Genomic DNA, 15,303 nt, shown 5'->3' on the forward strand with positions numbered 1-15,303 from the left:
TTGACGGACTCAGATAGAACCTTGAATGTGTAGAGAACACAGAAACAGCTTTCCAAGATTTTGGTTTTTACCTTTTTTAAAGGTGAAGACTTAGCAGAATTTGCTTGGCGACCATAGCGTTATGGACCCACCTGACTCCATGCCGAACTCAGTAGTGAAACGTAACAGCGCCGATGGTAGTGTGGGGTCTCCCCATGTGAGAGTAGGACATCGCCAGGCTTCCAATTTTCTTTCACTTTTTGAAAAAGTGAAGACAAAAAGTAGAAGAAGCCCTGACCTGACGGTCAGGGCTTTTTTGCATCTACATCTTTCCATATTTACCACTGCTCCCGTTTTTTAACCTTTGCTACCGACAACTTCTCGACTAGCTTCTACACTGTCAGCACTTGTTATCTGACAGGAACCTGAGCCATGCCATCACAACGTTCTAAGCGATTGAGAAAGAAACTGTATCTGGATGAATTTGCGGTTTTTGGCTTTGTGATCGGTTTGAAGCTGAATACGGAAAGTGATGAGGAGCTGGATATTTTTATCGAGTCACTTGCTGATTTTGCTGAATCTCGGCATCTGCTTGTGGGCGGTGGGGGTATGAGTGATATCGAGCTGGTTATAGGTTCCGCTCTCAGATATGGTTCTGCGACTGAGCAGGATAGAGAATCCATCAAAACATGGATTGAAGAGCGTAATGAAGTGGAGTTGTTGGAGTTGGGACCGCTTGTCGATCTCCATCAACTGGAGTTTGTTGATTAATTAAAACAAAAGGATCCGGATGACCGGATCTCTATTGTGTTCTTGGATTATTGAGTGTTCAGGCGTGCCATAAAAAGCGCATCGATGTATTTTCCATTTCGGAACGCGTAATCAACCGCGACACCTTCCTGCCTAAAACCAAACTTTTGATACAAGGCAATCGCGGCTTCATTGTCACTGTAAACGGTTAACTCAATTCTGCGCAGGTTCAGCCAGTTGTCCGCTAAATCAATCATCGCGCAAAGTAATGCACTGGCGACGCCTTTTCCAGTGTGGTCGTCATGCACAGCCATGCCAAATTGTCCGACATGACGTCTTCGCCCTTTTTGGTTGGCTTCAAAGCCCAATTGACCGACTATCTCACCATCCTCTTCTGCGACCAGGCAGTAAATGTCATCCGGTATATTATTGAGTCGCTTTTCCCACATCGTGAGCGATGGTAGTGGCATTTGCAGTGTGCCAGCTTGTGCTTTCGGGCAGGCATAAAGTTGCTGAATAGCAGGAATATCGCGAGGCTCTACAGGACGAACAGTTACAGGCATAGTCACTCCTTAGGTAATGCCAGAGGGACTGTTCATCATTGCTTGCAACTGACTGCTAAGCAAGCAGTTTTTTAGTTGGTGATTGCTTACTTTTATCACTCAAGGTGAAGGTCTATTGGGGTTTTGCTATCGCGTCCACCGATCTCGCGGGTAAGGCGTGGCACCATGTAGCCAGAGACCTCTTTGATAAGGCCAGACATCAGCTTTTTGGCTTCGTCGTCGTCGACCAGAAAATGCGCGGCTCCTTTTACCTTATCCAGTACATGCAGGTAATACGGCAAGATGCCTGCATCAAATAAGTTGTTGCTCAGGTTTTTCAGTGCATCGACAGAATCATTCACACCGCGGAGAAGCACACCTTGGTTTAAGAGAGTAACGCCTGCTTGCTTCAGCTTTGTCATCGAAGCTCGAAGCTCGTCGTCAATCTCGTTAGCATGGTTGATATGCGTAACCAACACCACACCAAGCCTTGATGACTCAAGCATGTGAGTAAGTGCTAACGTCACTCGGGATGGAATAACGACAGGTAAACGTGTGTGGATACGGAGACGCTTGATATGCGGTACAGACTCTATGGCTTCAATCAGCCATTGCAGTTCGTGATCTTTTGCCATCAGTGGGTCGCCACCTGAAAGGATGACTTCATCCACTTCGGGATGCTGGTGTAAGTAAGTGATCGCTTCGCGCCAGACGTCTTTCCCACCTCTGTTGTCTTCATACGGGAAATGGCGACGAAAACAATAGCGGCAATTAATCGCGCAGCCACCCTTAACAATCATCAGTACGCGGTTTTTGTATTTGTGCAGCAGGCCTGGAATCGTATTGTCCTGCTCTTCAAGTGGATCTGTGGTGAAACCACTGACTTCTTCGAACTCTTCAATCACTGGCAACACTTGACGCAGCAGAGGGTCGTGTGGGTTACCTTTTTCCATGCGATTGATGAAGCTTTGTGGCACGCGCTGGGAAAATAGTTCACGCGCGCTGAAGCCAGACGTCCATGCGGAAGGCTCTATATCAAGCTGTTGCAGAAGCTTTTGAGGATCTGAGACAGCATTTGCCATTTCTTTGAGCCAGTTTTGCTCAACAGAAGGCGCATTTCGGGTTATTATGTCCGGCATTTATGACAACTTCGAAGATGTTAAGAGGATAGACATGGCGTCTTTTAGCACCAATGAATTCCGCGGCGGAATGAAAATTATGCTCGATAACGAGCCTTGTGTCATTATCGAAAACGAGTTCGTTAAGCCAGGTAAAGGCCAAGCGTTCAACCGCGTGAAAATCCGCAAATTGCTTTCTGGCAAAGTGCTGGAGAAGACTTTCAAGTCTGGCGACTCTGTTGAAGCTGCTGACGTTATCGATATGGAACTGGACTACCTGTACACCGATGGTGAGTTCTGGCATTTCATGAACGCAGAATCATTTGAGCAAATCGCAGCTGACGAGAAAGCAGTAAGCGAAAACATTAAATGGCTGAAAGAGAACGATCGTTGTACTCTGACTCTGTGGAACGGCAACCCAATCGCAGTGACTCCACCAAACTTTGTTGAGCTGGAAGTGACTGAAACTGACCCAGGCCTGAAAGGCGATACTCAGGGTACCGGTGGTAAGCCAGCAACTCTGATCACTGGTGCAGTCGTACGCGTTCCTCTGTTCATCCAAATCGGCGAAGTGATCAAAGTTGACACTCGCTCAGGTGAATACGTAAGCCGCGTGAAGTAATTCATTACTTCTATGCTGAAAAGCGTCCTTCGGGGCGCTTTTTGCGTATTATAGCCCCGTAGATTCCAATTTATCTTCGAAAGCACCCTCCTATCATTCCTTGTTGTTATATTTCGTTAAAACCGAATAAATTCAGTTAATGTTTCGAATATTCCTGTTGTGAGTTTTTTGTTACATTTATTCCCGCTGGTGATGAGTAGTTATTCACTTTGGCCTAAAAGCCATACCGCTTTATTCATCAAGCAGCAAATAAGAAGGAAAAGAATATGGACACTAAAAATCTAGGACAGGGTTTAAAAATGGAAGAAAGACGTCAGTTGGCTAGAACAGGTCTCAAAGCAGCGATTATAGGTATACCGCTGCTCGGGTTGGGACTGACAATTAATAGCTCAGTATTGATGACAGATGCAGGCTACACCTATGTTCACCAGAACAATATGACAGGTGAGCTGGATGTGTTTACCGAGCCGGGTATTCATTTCCGGATGCCGTTTTTGTCGAAAATCACGCAGTACGATCAAGTGATCACTGTGTCATTCGGTAACAACGCAGGTGAAGATTTCTACCAGCGGCTGGATCCGGTGCAAGTGCGTTTTGCGGATACTTACATTGGTCAAATTCCGGTGACTTACCGCTTTAAGCTAAGCAACGATCCGGAAGCCGTGAAGAAAATGCACCGAGAATTTCGTAACAACAGCAACCTGATCGATGCTTTATTGGTGAAAAACGCACGAAACGTCACGGTGATCACGGCAACCCAGTACACGGGAGAGGAATTCTTCCAGGGCGGACTGAACCAATTCAAATCCAAGCTTGGCGATCAGCTTCGTGAGGGGATCTATTTGACCGAGCGTCGTCAGGTTGAAGTAGAAGAGCTGGATTTGGCCCCTGTTGGTTTGGATCAGTCTGATGCCAATAAGCTACAACGCACCCAACAATTGGTATGGAAAACCGTGCCTGTGCGTGATGCGAGTGGTCAGCCAATCCGCCAGGATAACCCGCTGCAGCAATATGGTATTCATGTCACTCAGGTCACCATTGGCGATCCACAACCGGAGAAACAGTTAGACCAATTGTTAGCTGACAAGAAACGACTGGTCGCGGATCGTATCCGTGCAATTCAGGAGCAGGAAACCTCGAAGGCGCAAGCGGAAACCGAGCAGCTTCGTAAAGAAATCCAACGTACCCGTGAAGTACAGGATGCACAGCGTACTAAAGAGCTGGCGGTGATTGCCCAACAAAAAGAGGTAGCGGTTGCGCAGCAAATTGCCAAACGTGAGATTGTTGAGGTAGAGAAAACCAAGCAATTGGCGGAAGTGGAGAAATCCAAAGAGCTGGCGATTGCCGAAGCCAACCTTGCGATTCAACAAGCTAACGCGAAGGCTGCGGAGTTCGAAGCTCTAGCGATTCTGGCTAAAGGTGAAGCGGAGGCGGCCATATTGAAAGCCAAGTATGATGCCTATGGTGCAAACCGCGATGTGTATCTGGCAGAACTTAACCGTGATATTTCTACGTCGCTTTATCACAACCTGAAAGACTTCAAAGTTGAAGTACCAAAGCACTACTTTGGTGGTGGTGATGGCGGCAAGATGACCACTAATCTTGATGTGATCACCGGGCTTGGCGCATTGGGAATGATGGAAAAAACCGAAGCCATGCAGAAAGTGCAGCAGTAAAGGCCTATCTCAACAGAACCTAGGTAAACAAAAAGGGAGCAAATGCTCCCTTTTTCTCGTTTTGTTGGCTGCTAAATCATAAAAATGAAGATAACAGACAGGGCAGTGATCAAAAATGCCGTGGCGTAACAAGCGACTTTGCCTGCGGTGCCAGTGTGGAATTTCAGATCATGCATACCATGGTGCAAGCGGTGCATTGCATGCCACATTGGTAGAGACAGAGTACCGATGGTGAACAGTGCGCCGATGAAGCTGGTGACAAAACCTGTCACGCGCTCGTAGCTCAATGCTTCTACATCCAGCATGCCCATTGGTGCCATGATGCCCAGAACCAGAATAGTCACAGGGGTGATCATTGCAAACCATGAACCACCTGCACCAAACAGACCCCACCATACCGGTTCGTCAGAACGTTTTGGATTCAAATCGACCACGTTAAATCTCCTCAGATGTCGGGGTTAAACCAGAAACAGAATGACAGCAGAAATCACCGCAACAGCAGCCCACTGCGTCAGGACGATCACTTTCTTATCGAGCAGTTTGCCACCGATGCGGATAGGCATCACTTGCGGCATCATGCTGAAGAAAGTCTGTGCATGGAACAGGCTACCCGCGAGTGCCACGATGTTGATCGCGATAACCACTGGGTTTGCCATGAATGACAACCAGCCATTCCATGCCGCTTCGCCAACGACCAGACTGCCTAAACCGAAAGTCAGGCACAGGGTGAAGAAAATCAGCGGAAGCACAGTGGCTTCACGCACCATGTACATGCGGTAGAAAGGATGGTCTTTCCACCAGGTACGCTTCATTTCACGAACGTAAGGTTTACGGTTAGACATCCTTAAGCCTCCACTTTCTTAGAGCCATCTGGCTTGAGCATTGCGATCACGAAGTCTTGTGACGATGCGATCTTGCCTTGGTTTACTGCGCCTGCCGGGTCAACGTTCTTCGGACACACTTCAGAGCAGTAACCCACGAAGGTACAACCCCAAGCGCCGTTTTCACCGTTAATCAGCTTCATACGCTCAGCAGCGCCATTATCACGGCTGTCGAGGTTGTAGCGATGGGCCAGTGTCAGCGCGGCAGGACCAATGAACTCAGGGTTTAGACCAAACTGCGGACATGCCGCGTAACATAGACCACAATTGATGCAGCCAGCGAACTGTTTGTAGCGCGCCATTTGCTCAGGCGTCTGGTTGTTCGGGCCATCTTCCGGTGTGCGGTCATTACCAATGATGTAAGGCTTGATGGCTTCAAGACGCTCGATGAACGGCGTCATGTCGACAATCAAATCTTTCTCGATAGGGAAGTTCGCCAGTGGCTCGATGGTTACGCCGTCTGGGTAATCACGCAGGAAGGCTTTACATGCCAGTTTTGGCACCTTGTTGACCATGATGCCGCACGAACCACAGATCGCCATGCGACAAGACCAGCGGTAAGACAGATCTTTGTCCAGGTGATCCTTGATGTAACCCAATGCGTCCAGTACAGACATGGTTTCATCAAATGGTACGTCGAAGGTTTGCAGACGTGGTTCGTCATCTTTCGATGGGTCGTAGCGAAGAATGCTGACTTTCTGAATGCGGTTTGCTGACATTATGCCTGCTCCTTCTCTGCTTTTTCAGCCTTCTTCGCTGCTGCTTCTGCTTCTTCTGCAGCGGCGCCGTACAGACGTGCTTTAGGCTGAGATTTGGTGATTTTCACGTCACTGTATTTAATCGTTGGTGCACTTTCAGGGTTATAGAACGCCAGCGAGTGCTTCAGGAAGTTCTGGTCATCACGCTCGGTGCAGCCGTCATCTAAACGCTGGTGCGCACCGCGGGATTCACGGCGAAGCACGGCGGAGTGTGCCATGGCTTCAGCAACTTCCAGACCGTAGCCCACTTCAATCGCATACAGCAGGTCGGTGTTGAATACTTTGCCCTTGTCTTTGATGCTGATGCGCTTGTAGCGCTCTTTCAGCTCAGCCAGCTTGTTGATGGTCTCTTGCATCAGATCTTCGCGACGGTAGATACCACAACCCGCTTCCATGGTATGACCCATTTCAGTGCGGATTTCCGCCCAGTTCTCATCGCCTTCTTGAGACATCAGCAAATCGATGCGAGCTTTCACTGCTTCCATCTGATTTGCGATTTCAGCTTCGTTCCAGCCTTTGAATTCTGCGGCACGGTCAGCGGCACCTTCACCGGCTACGCGGCCAAAGACCACCAGTTCTGCCAGTGAGTTTGAGCCCAAACGGTTCGCGCCGTGCAGGCCGACAGAAGAACATTCACCCACCGCAAACAGACCCTTAATGCTGGTTTCAGTACGGGAGTCGGTTTCGATACCACCCATGGTGTAGTGCACGGTAGGACGGATTGGAATTGGCTCTTTGGCTGGGTCGACGTTCACGTATGCTTTTGCCAGCTCACAGATAAACGGCAGACGTTCTTTGAGGTACTCTTCACCCAGGTGGCGAAGGTCAAGGTGAACCACGTCACCCAGAGGGTGTTTGATGGTGTTGCCTTTTTGCTGCTCGTGCCAGAACGCCTGCGACACTTTGTCACGCGGGCCCAGCTCCATGTATTTGTTCTTTGGCTGGCCAACCGGAGTTTCCGGACCCATGCCATAATCTTGCAGGTAACGGTAGCCGTTCTTGTTGACGATGATACCGCCTTCACCGCGGCAGCCTTCTGTCATCAGAATGCCGGTACCTGGCAGACCGGTTGGGTGATATTGAACGAACTCCATGTCGCGCAGTGCCACACCGTGACGGAAAGCCATCGCCATACCGTCGCCAGTCACGATACCGCCGTTGGTGTTGCAGTTGTAAACACGACCCGCACCACCTGTTGCCAGTACGACAGATTTCGCTTTAATGCAGACCAGTTCGCCTTCCGCCATGTGAATGGCGATAAGGCCTTGTACTTCATTGTCGACAACCAGCAGATCAACGACGAAATACTCGTCGAGACGTTTGATTTGTGGGTATTTGATCGATGTCTGGAACAGGGTGTGCAGCATGTGGAAGCCGGTTTTATCAGCGGCAAACCAGGTACGCTCAACCTTCATACCACCGAAGCGACGTACGTTTACGTCACCGTTTTCCTTGCGGCTCCATGGGCAACCCCATTGCTCCAACTGAACCATTTCGCGAGTCGCGTTTTCTACGAAATATTCAACAACGTCCTGTTCACATAGCCAGTCACCACCGCCAACGGTATCGTTGAAGTGGTTGTCGAGACTATCCTCATCCTTGATGACAGCGGCGGAGCCACCTTCTGCGGCCACTGTGTGGGAACGCATTGGGTAAACTTTGGAAACCAAAGCGATTTCCAGCTCTGGGTTTGCTTCTGCAGCAGCAATTGCAGTACGAAGACCTGCGCCGCCCGCGCCAATAACAGCGATATCTGTGGTAATAGTTTTCACAGCTATCCTCCGGAGGATTGTTAAAAATTTAAAGATGCTAACCGTGCATCTAACTCAAAAACTTTCCCCATCTTATTAAAGTTAAATCCCGTAAATTTTGACCTGAAAGGGTATTTGTTCCGAGTTTCTGCCTTCTAAAAAGCCAGAGCAGTAGATTTGTGATCCAGGTCGTTAGACAGGAAGAAATCACCTTGTTAAACAGAGGTTGCGCGTCGTTTTCTCTTGTTTCTGACACGTAAAATCTGTCATCGATGAATGCAATTTAACCCTCTCTTTTAAAAAGGAAAAACGGTGAAAATGAGAATGGTTATTGAAAGGAGTTGTGCGCTTTTATTGCGCTAATTCAGTCGCTTGAATGAAAGGGCAGAAAAGGCATTTCTGAGGCTGATAAAAGCACGGGTTTCTATCATGCCTCGCGAAAGCTAAAATGCCGCCAGTCATAATGAGATTGAGTGATAGCAATGACCCTTGAATGGCGTCCCACCGCAGAAATTGAAACCCTGAAAGCCAGAGCCAAACTGGTGAACGATATTCACGGCTTTTTTGCAGAGCGTGATGTGCTGGAAGTGGACACGCCAGCCATGAGTCAGGCGACGGTGACGGATTTTCATCTGCATACCTTCAAGACGGAATTTGTCGGCCCAGGTTTCGCTAAGGGTATCCCGCTTTACATGATGACCAGCCCTGAGTTCCACATGAAACGCCTGCTGGCGGCGGGAAGTGGGGCTATCTACCAAATCAACAAAGCGTTTCGTAACGAAGAAGCGGGCCGAAACCACAACCCTGAGTTCACCATGCTGGAATGGTACCGTCCAGGCTTTGACCATCATGCATTGATGGATGAAATGGATGCCTTGCTACAACTGATTCTGGGCGTTGGCGGTGCAGAGCGAATGACGTATCAGGAAGCGTTCATCAAGGTACTCGGTGTTTGCCCGCTAGAAGGCTCGATGGACGAGTTAAAGGCCGCAGCTAGACCACTGGGATTGTCTGATATCGCCGATCCGGAAGAAGACCGCGATACCTTGCTGCAACTTCTATTCAGCGTTGGCGTTGAAGAGAAAATTGGCCAAACTGTTCCGGCTTTCGTTTACAACTTCCCGGCATCACAGGCGGCACTGTCGCGAGTGTGTGAAGACGATAATCGCGTGGCGGCGCGCTTCGAGGTCTACTTTAAAGGTATTGAGCTCGCGAATGGTTTCTATGAACTGGACAACGCCGACGAGCAATTGGCCCGTTTTGAAGAAGATAACCGCAAGCGCGAAAAGATGGGGCTGAAAGCTCAGCCTATCGATCATCATTTGATTGAAGCGATTCGTTATGGCTTGCCGGATTGCGCAGGTGTTGCGTTGGGTATCGATCGTCTGATCATGCTGGCTTTAGGCAAAACCCACATCGATGAGGTGATTGCTTTTCCGGTCGGGCGAGCCTAATCCCGAGCCAATAAAAACGCCGCATCATGCGGCGTTTTTATTGGGAATCCTATCAGCTACTGGTAACGATAAGACCTGCGCCAATAACAGCGAGCGCCGCACCTAACCAAGCGCTTGGTGCAGGGCGCACGCGGGTAAATAGCCAAATCAATGGCAGGATCATTACCGGTGTCGTGGAAGACAGTAGCGCGACCATGCCTACTTCTCCCCATCTCAGCGCGTACATAATCAGGGTCATACCGACTGCCATTGCCAGAAAGCCATTAACGACGACCATACCGAAGATACGCCAGTTGATCGGGTTAACGGGTTGCGCGACACGTATCTGGAGGAAAATCAGTGTGCCGTGGGCAAGGAAAGCTGCAATCATTCGGATGGCGGAAGCGGCAATCGGATCTACCCCTTGTGTTAAAACAGGCTTGGCAATGACCCCACCCAACGACTGACAAAGCGCTGCGGTTAAACCCAGCCCGACAGCCACCCAGATGTTGCCTTTAGTTTCTTCCCATTGATGGGCATTACCACTTTGGCGGAAGAAGACCGCAATCATCACTCCGGAGAACACCAGAATGGCACCGAGCAGACGGATCCCTTCTAGCGTTTCACCAAACAGCCAAATGCCAAGCAGGGCAGAAAAGACCGCATGGCAGGAATACAAAAGGCCAGAGCGTCGGGGTCCTATTCGGTTCATACAGCCAAACAGGGCGGTATCGCCAATAAATATTCCGATAAGACCAGACAGTGCCATCGGCCAGAGAATATCGGATGAGACGGTTGCCCAGCCACCTGTAAACAAGGCCAATGTCGTCAGCATCACTGATACACACGCCATCCGCCAGCGACTATAGGCAAAGCTGCCCAAGTGACGCGCAGGCGTGACAGAAATCAGGCTGGAAATACCCCACAGGAAGGCAGCGCCGAGCGCGAGCCATTCGTAACCCAAGATGACACCTTTAACTTAAAGAACCGGAAAGGAGCGCGAGTTTATCCGCTGAAGCTAGGCGGGAAAAGTGCTCAGTGCGCTTTCCCCGCAAATAGATGGGATCAGTTTAGGACGAGCAGCGCGGCGTAGACAATTGCAAGGCCAACCAGACCCACAATTAGACCTACTTTTGCCATATCTTTGCTTTCAATCAGACCAGTGGAGTAAGCCAGACTGTTTGGTGGTGTTGATACAGGAAGGATCATGCCAAGAGATGCTGAGAAGGCAACGACGACAAGAAGCCCTTGAATGCCGCCGACAGAAACAAGGCTGTCCATCGACATCGCAACCGCTGCGGCAATCGGCATCAGTAGGTTGGCAGTGGCCGTGTTGGACATGAAATTGGCCATTAGCCAGCAAATCATAGAGAGCGTCAGCACCACGGCGAGTGGCGACAGGGCATCGTAATCCACGGCATGAGCCAGCGCAGCGGCCAGCCCGGTTTTGTCGAGAGCCAAACCAATCGCGATACCACCGGCAACCAGCCAAAGCACATCCCAGTTAATGAGTTTTAACTCTTCTTTGCCCATGATGCCGGTCAGGGTGAATACCGCGAGTGGAATGATCGACACGACATAAGTGTTCATGCCGTGCAGGCTGGTGGTCATCCAAAGCAGGATAGTAGCGGCAAACGTGGCATATACCGTGTAAGCACGCCAGCTTTTTTGAAAAGCACCGTTGAGCTTGAGCTTCATTTCTTCCTGTTCAGTGGGGAAGAGTTTTTGCAGCAGCCACCAGGCAAAAGCCAGTTGCACCACCACAAAAGGCAGGCCCATGGTCATCCATTCCAGAAAGCTGATGGCGTTTTCACCGGTGAGGTATTGCAGCGCAATGGCATTCGGCGGCGTACCAATGGGCGTGGCGATACCTCCGGTATTGGCAGCAATGGGAATACACAGCACCAGTGCTTTTACGCCGTTATCACCGCGAGGCACTGACGCCACAATAGGGGCAAGCAGTGCCAGCATCATAACCGTGGTGGCGGTGTTGGACATGAACATCGAAAACACCGCAGTAATTAGCATTAAGCCCAGCATGATAAAGCTTGGCTTGGTGCCGAAAGGCTTAAGCAGAACACGGGCGAGATTGTTGTCGAGATCGTACTTGGAAGCGGCAATCGCCAGCGCAAAACCGCCCATAAACAGGATGATAATGGGGGACGAGAAGGCGCTGAAGATGTCGGTATATTTGATGAGTTCGCCCAGATCATGACCGGGCACCGCTTCACGGAATAAAGAGAGTCCTTTGTCAGAGATCATAATGAGCTCAAGGGCGATGATCAGGATTGAGGTGGCAAATACCGGCACGGGCTCAAGCACCCAAAGTAGGGCAGCTAGCAGGAAAATCGCCAGCAGGCGATGCTGTATCACAGTCAGGTCATCCAATGGGATCCAATCTATGGGCATCATCAACACACCCGAGGGGACACCAAACGCCACAACAAACTTCAAAATATCAGCGCGGGAAAGGCTTGGCATACGGCAGACTTCCATTCTCAGAAAACAGAAATAAGCGGCCAGTATTTGCTTGTTATTTCATTGTGTTGAGCCGCTCAGTACGAGCTACAGGATACGGAGTGGCCGAGAAAATACTCTGTGTTTGGATAAACTTTGGGCACAAAAAAAGGGCATTGCTGCCCTTTTCGTTACAGATCACAGTTTGTGTGAACAGTCTGCTTATTCGGCGGTTTGCGCTTCGTCGCTTTCAGTCTCAGCTGATGCTTCAACACCGTTCTGACGTGCGTAAACCTCACCCATGCGGGTTGGTTTGCCAGGAATGATAGCGTCATCAAAGGTGATAGCGCCTTTCGAGAACAGGTTGATCACGGTTGAACCCAGCTTGAAGCGACCCATCTCTTCGCCTTTTTTCAGCGTGATAGCTTGCTCGCCTTCTGCTGGGTAATCCCAGCGGCGGATGCTCTGGCCAGTAGGTGGTGTCACCGTGCCTGACCAAACCGTTTCAATGCTGCCGACAATGGTCGCGCCAACCAGAATGTGAGCCATTGGACCGAAAGCAGTATCGAAAATACACACTACGCGCTCGTTACGTGCGAACAGGTTAGGCACGTTTTCTGCGGTCAGCGGGTTGACGGAAAACAGGTCGCCCGGTACGTAAATCATCTGGCGCAGTGCGCCGTCACATGGCATGTGAACACGGTGGTAATCACGTGGTGACAGGTACAGCGTGGCGAAGTCACCATCAGTAAACTCTTCCGCCAGCTTGGCGTCGCCGCCCAGCAGCTCACAGGCATCAAAGGTGTGGCCTTTCGCTTGAATCAGACGGCCTTTTTCAATTGGGCCAGCTTGGCTCACACATGCATCGGCAGGGTGGGCAATCACGCTTGCTTCGTCATTCAGAGGGCGTGCGCCTTCTTTTAATTCGCGGACGAAGAAGTCATTAAAGGTTGGATAGCTTTTCGGATCTGGGTTCTTAGCTTCGTTCATTTCCACCTTATATTGGCGGATAAACCACTTGATCACAGCCGTTGTCAGAAAGCCGGCTTTAGCTGCTGCCAGTTTGCCAACAAGGCGAGTCAGCAGGTGTTTTGGCATGCAGTACTGCAGGCCAATTTTTAAATCGTTAGACACGGTTATTTTCCTAACTCGTATGTGCCCGAGAACGGGCCTGGAATTTAAAAAGCGGCCTAGTTTACAAAATTAACAGGCCGCTAACCAGTTGATGTGTAGTTGAGCTAAATGGATCAGTTTTCTTTATTGCGTGAGAACTGACGATTTGCCTTCATCTCAGACATGCTGTCGATGATTTTGTGGTAGCTCTCGAAGCGCTCAACACTGATCTTGCCGTCTTCTACAGCTTCTCGCAGCAGACAGCCTGGATCGTCTTTGTGTTTGCAGTCGCGGAACTTACAGCCACCGAGGAATTCGCGGAACTCTTTAAAGCCTTGTGTCACCTGTTCAGGCTCTAAGTGCCAAAGACCGAACTCACGCACCCCTGGGCTATCAATCAGATCGCCACCATCAGGGAAGTGATACAAACGCGCTGTCGTAGTAGTGTGTTGGCCAAGCCCTGAGTTTTCAGAAACTTCACCGATATCGGCGTTCACTTCAGGAAGCAGGGCATTCACTAGGCTGGATTTCCCCACGCCTGATTGGCCTACGAAAATGCTGGTGCCATCAGCCAAACGTGCTTTCAGCTCGTCGACGCCTTCACCGCTTTTCTGGCTGACCATCAATACTTCGTAGCCGATTGCGGCATACAAAGAGAGGATATTCTTAACCATTTCAAGGCCTTCATCGTCCAACAAATCAATCTTGTTGATCACGATAAGGGGCTTGAAGCCAACCTGTTCGGTAGCGATCAGGTAACGGTCTATAATGTTCGTAGACAATTCGGGTAATATCGCGGAAACGATCACCACCTGATCAATATTGGCCGCGACCGGTTTGACGCCGTCATAGTAATCAGGACGGGTAAGCACTGAGTGGCGTTCATGAGCAGCTTCCACAACGCCGGCAATGCCTTGCAGTGTTTCCACGCCTGGACGCCAGACGACTTTGTCTCCGGTCACCAAGCTTTCGATAGAGCGGCGAAGGTTGCAACGGTGGATGATGCCAGTTTGAGTATCTTCGATGTCGGCGTGCTGACCGAAACGGGTGATCACTACCCCTTCACGGGCAGATTCAAGCAGAGATTCGTCCCATTGGACCTCTTCTTGCTGGCGATCGATGCGTTTTTTTTGATTTGTCCGTACTCGGCGTAACTGGCCTTTTGTGAGCTTTTTCTTTTTTGCCACGAGAATGTCGCTAGTTTAGTTGGCTTTCATGTCAGGCTAAGTATGATACATGGTTTACTTGTAAAATAGGCAATTTGGATGTCTTTCAGCGATAAGAATTTAATCTGGATTGATCTCGAAATGACAGGGCTCGACCCAGAAGTACACAAAGTCATTGAGATCGCTACCGTTGTAACAGATGCTGAACTTAATGTGTTAGCTGAAGGGCCTGTGCTCGCCATTCACCAGTCTGATGAAGAACTGGCGAAAATGGACGAGTGGTGCACCAATACTCACACTGGCAGCGGGCTGGTGGATCGTGTGAAAGCAAGCACCGTGAGTGAAACTGACGCGATCAAACAAACGATCGCTTTCCTGCAAGACTGGGTGCCTGCCGGTGTGTCGCCGATTTGTGGCAACAGTGTTGGCCAGGATCGCCGTTTCCTCTATAAGCATATGCCTGAACTGGAACGTTTTTTCCACTACCGTACCGTCGACGTCAGCACGATCAAAGAGTTGGTTCGTCGCTGGGAACCTGAAGTTCTGTCAGGAATCAAAAAACAAGGGACTCATTTGGCACTGGATGATATTCGGGAGTCAATTGAGGAACTTCGTTACTACCGGAGCAAGATCTTTACGATCTGACGGCAAAATAACCAATGCGAAGAAAAATCAAAAATTCTGGATTCAGAGTATTGCATCCGCGATTTTTCTTCGTATAATTCGCAGCCCTGACAGAGACAAATGTCATTGATAAAGCGACACTAGCTCAGCTGGTAGAGCGCAACCTTGCCAAGGTTGAGGTCACGAGTTCGAACCTCGTGTGTCGCTCCAAAAATTTGAATGATCCGATTGATCGTCGGATGATCTATGCGACACTAGCTCAGCTGGTAGAGCGCAACCTTGCCAAGGTTGAGGTCACGAGTTCGAACCTCGTGTGTCGCTCCAAAATTTGAAATGATTCCGATCGATTGTCGGATGAACAATGCGACACTAGCTCAGCTGGTAGAGCGCAACCTTGCCAAGGTTGAGGTCACGAGTTCGAACCTCGTGTGTC

Annotated in this window: 15 protein-coding genes, 2 tRNA genes and 1 rRNA gene; 8 read left to right on the top strand and 10 right to left on the bottom strand. The window is 49.8% G+C overall.

Annotated features, from left to right (window positions below; all coding sequences use genetic code 11):
• The first annotated feature begins 103 nt into the window (after positions 1 to 103).
• Both rrf and RN22_RS02970 read left to right on the top strand, forming a co-directional pair.
• A 5S ribosomal RNA gene (gene rrf / locus RN22_RS02965) occupies positions 104 to 219 on the top strand.
• Positions 220 to 411: 192 nt separating this feature from the next.
• Positions 412 to 750, top strand: coding sequence for a 50S ribosome-binding protein YggL (locus RN22_RS02970; RefSeq protein ID WP_046303023.1), 339 nt, complete (start codon positions 412 to 414; stop codon positions 748 to 750).
• Positions 751 to 797: 47 nt separating this feature from the next.
• On the opposite strand, the gene RN22_RS02975 is transcribed toward RN22_RS02970, so the two are convergent.
• Both RN22_RS02975 and epmB read right to left on the bottom strand, forming a co-directional pair.
• A complete protein-coding gene (locus tag RN22_RS02975) occupies positions 798 to 1,292 on the bottom strand; it encodes a GNAT family N-acetyltransferase (RefSeq protein ID WP_046303024.1) in 495 nt (164 codons plus the stop codon).
• A gap of 95 nt (positions 1,293 to 1,387) precedes the next feature.
• Positions 1,388 to 2,410, bottom strand: a complete 1,023-nt coding sequence (epmB, locus tag RN22_RS02980) for an EF-P beta-lysylation protein EpmB (RefSeq protein WP_046303025.1) — start codon at positions 2,408 to 2,410, stop codon at positions 1,388 to 1,390.
• A gap of 34 nt (positions 2,411 to 2,444) precedes the next feature.
• Between epmB and efp the strand changes: the two genes are divergently transcribed.
• Entirely contained in the window at positions 2,445 to 3,011 is a 567-nt protein-coding gene (efp, locus tag RN22_RS02985) for an elongation factor P (protein WP_002535616.1), read from the top strand.
• Between the two features lie 266 nt (positions 3,012 to 3,277).
• Positions 3,278 to 4,687, top strand: a complete 1,410-nt coding sequence (locus RN22_RS02990; RefSeq protein ID WP_002535615.1) for an SPFH domain-containing protein — start codon at positions 3,278 to 3,280, stop codon at positions 4,685 to 4,687.
• Positions 4,688 to 4,758: 71 nt separating this feature from the next.
• Here RN22_RS02990 and frdD read toward each other — a convergent pair whose 3' ends face one another.
• The 4 genes from frdD to frdA are packed head-to-tail and all read right to left on the bottom strand — an operon-like array spanning position 4,759 to position 8,098.
• Positions 4,759 to 5,121, bottom strand: a complete 363-nt coding sequence (gene frdD / locus RN22_RS02995) for a fumarate reductase subunit FrdD (protein ID WP_046303026.1) — start codon at positions 5,119 to 5,121, stop codon at positions 4,759 to 4,761.
• A gap of 24 nt (positions 5,122 to 5,145) precedes the next feature.
• A complete protein-coding gene (gene frdC / locus RN22_RS03000) occupies positions 5,146 to 5,529 on the bottom strand; it encodes a fumarate reductase subunit FrdC (RefSeq protein WP_046303027.1) in 384 nt (127 codons plus the stop codon).
• A 2-nt stretch (positions 5,530 to 5,531) separates the two neighbouring features.
• A complete protein-coding gene (locus RN22_RS03005) occupies positions 5,532 to 6,287 on the bottom strand; it encodes a succinate dehydrogenase/fumarate reductase iron-sulfur subunit (RefSeq protein WP_046303028.1) in 756 nt (251 codons plus the stop codon).
• A complete protein-coding gene (frdA, locus tag RN22_RS03010) occupies positions 6,287 to 8,098 on the bottom strand; it encodes a fumarate reductase (quinol) flavoprotein subunit (protein WP_046303029.1) in 1,812 nt (603 codons plus the stop codon). Before frdA ends, RN22_RS03005 begins: the two co-directional genes overlap by 1 nt.
• A 461-nt stretch (positions 8,099 to 8,559) precedes the next feature.
• Between frdA and epmA the strand changes: the two genes are divergently transcribed.
• Entirely contained in the window at positions 8,560 to 9,531 is a 972-nt protein-coding gene (epmA, locus tag RN22_RS03015; RefSeq protein ID WP_046303030.1) for an elongation factor P--(R)-beta-lysine ligase, read from the top strand.
• Positions 9,532 to 9,583: 52 nt separating this feature from the next.
• Here epmA and RN22_RS03020 read toward each other — a convergent pair whose 3' ends face one another.
• The 4 genes from RN22_RS03020 to rsgA all read right to left on the bottom strand — a co-directional run bounded on the left by RN22_RS03020 (position 9,584) and on the right by rsgA (position 14,267).
• Positions 9,584 to 10,474: a DMT family transporter gene (locus RN22_RS03020; RefSeq protein ID WP_046303031.1), complete on the bottom strand. Its 891-nt coding sequence runs from the start codon at positions 10,472 to 10,474 to the stop codon at positions 9,584 to 9,586.
• A 101-nt stretch (positions 10,475 to 10,575) separates the two neighbouring features.
• Positions 10,576 to 11,991 (bottom strand): DASS family sodium-coupled anion symporter, encoded by a 1,416-nt coding sequence (locus RN22_RS03025; protein ID WP_046303032.1) that lies wholly within the window; start codon positions 11,989 to 11,991, stop codon positions 10,576 to 10,578.
• A 198-nt stretch (positions 11,992 to 12,189) separates the two neighbouring features.
• Positions 12,190 to 13,101 (bottom strand): archaetidylserine decarboxylase, encoded by a 912-nt coding sequence (asd, locus tag RN22_RS03030; protein ID WP_046303033.1) that lies wholly within the window; start codon positions 13,099 to 13,101, stop codon positions 12,190 to 12,192.
• A 113-nt stretch (positions 13,102 to 13,214) separates the two neighbouring features.
• Positions 13,215 to 14,267, bottom strand: a complete 1,053-nt coding sequence (gene rsgA, locus RN22_RS03035; protein ID WP_046303034.1) for a small ribosomal subunit biogenesis GTPase RsgA — start codon at positions 14,265 to 14,267, stop codon at positions 13,215 to 13,217.
• A gap of 78 nt (positions 14,268 to 14,345) precedes the next feature.
• On the opposite strand from rsgA, the gene orn reads away from it, so the two are divergent.
• From orn to RN22_RS03050, 3 genes are all read left to right on the top strand, one after another.
• Positions 14,346 to 14,891 carry an oligoribonuclease gene (orn, locus tag RN22_RS03040; protein WP_002535604.1) on the top strand — a complete coding sequence of 182 codons (546 nt, stop codon included), beginning with the start codon at positions 14,346 to 14,348 and terminating at the stop codon, positions 14,889 to 14,891.
• A gap of 113 nt (positions 14,892 to 15,004) precedes the next feature.
• Positions 15,005 to 15,080: transfer RNA gene (locus RN22_RS03045), tRNA-Gly, on the top strand.
• Between the two features lie 38 nt (positions 15,081 to 15,118).
• Positions 15,119 to 15,194 (top strand) — tRNA-Gly (locus RN22_RS03050).
• The last annotated feature ends 109 nt before the right edge of the window (positions 15,195 to 15,303 follow it).

This window comes from Grimontia sp. AD028, from assembly GCF_000973155.1.
GTDB classification, from domain to species: domain Bacteria; phylum Pseudomonadota; class Gammaproteobacteria; order Enterobacterales; family Vibrionaceae; genus Enterovibrio; species Enterovibrio indicus.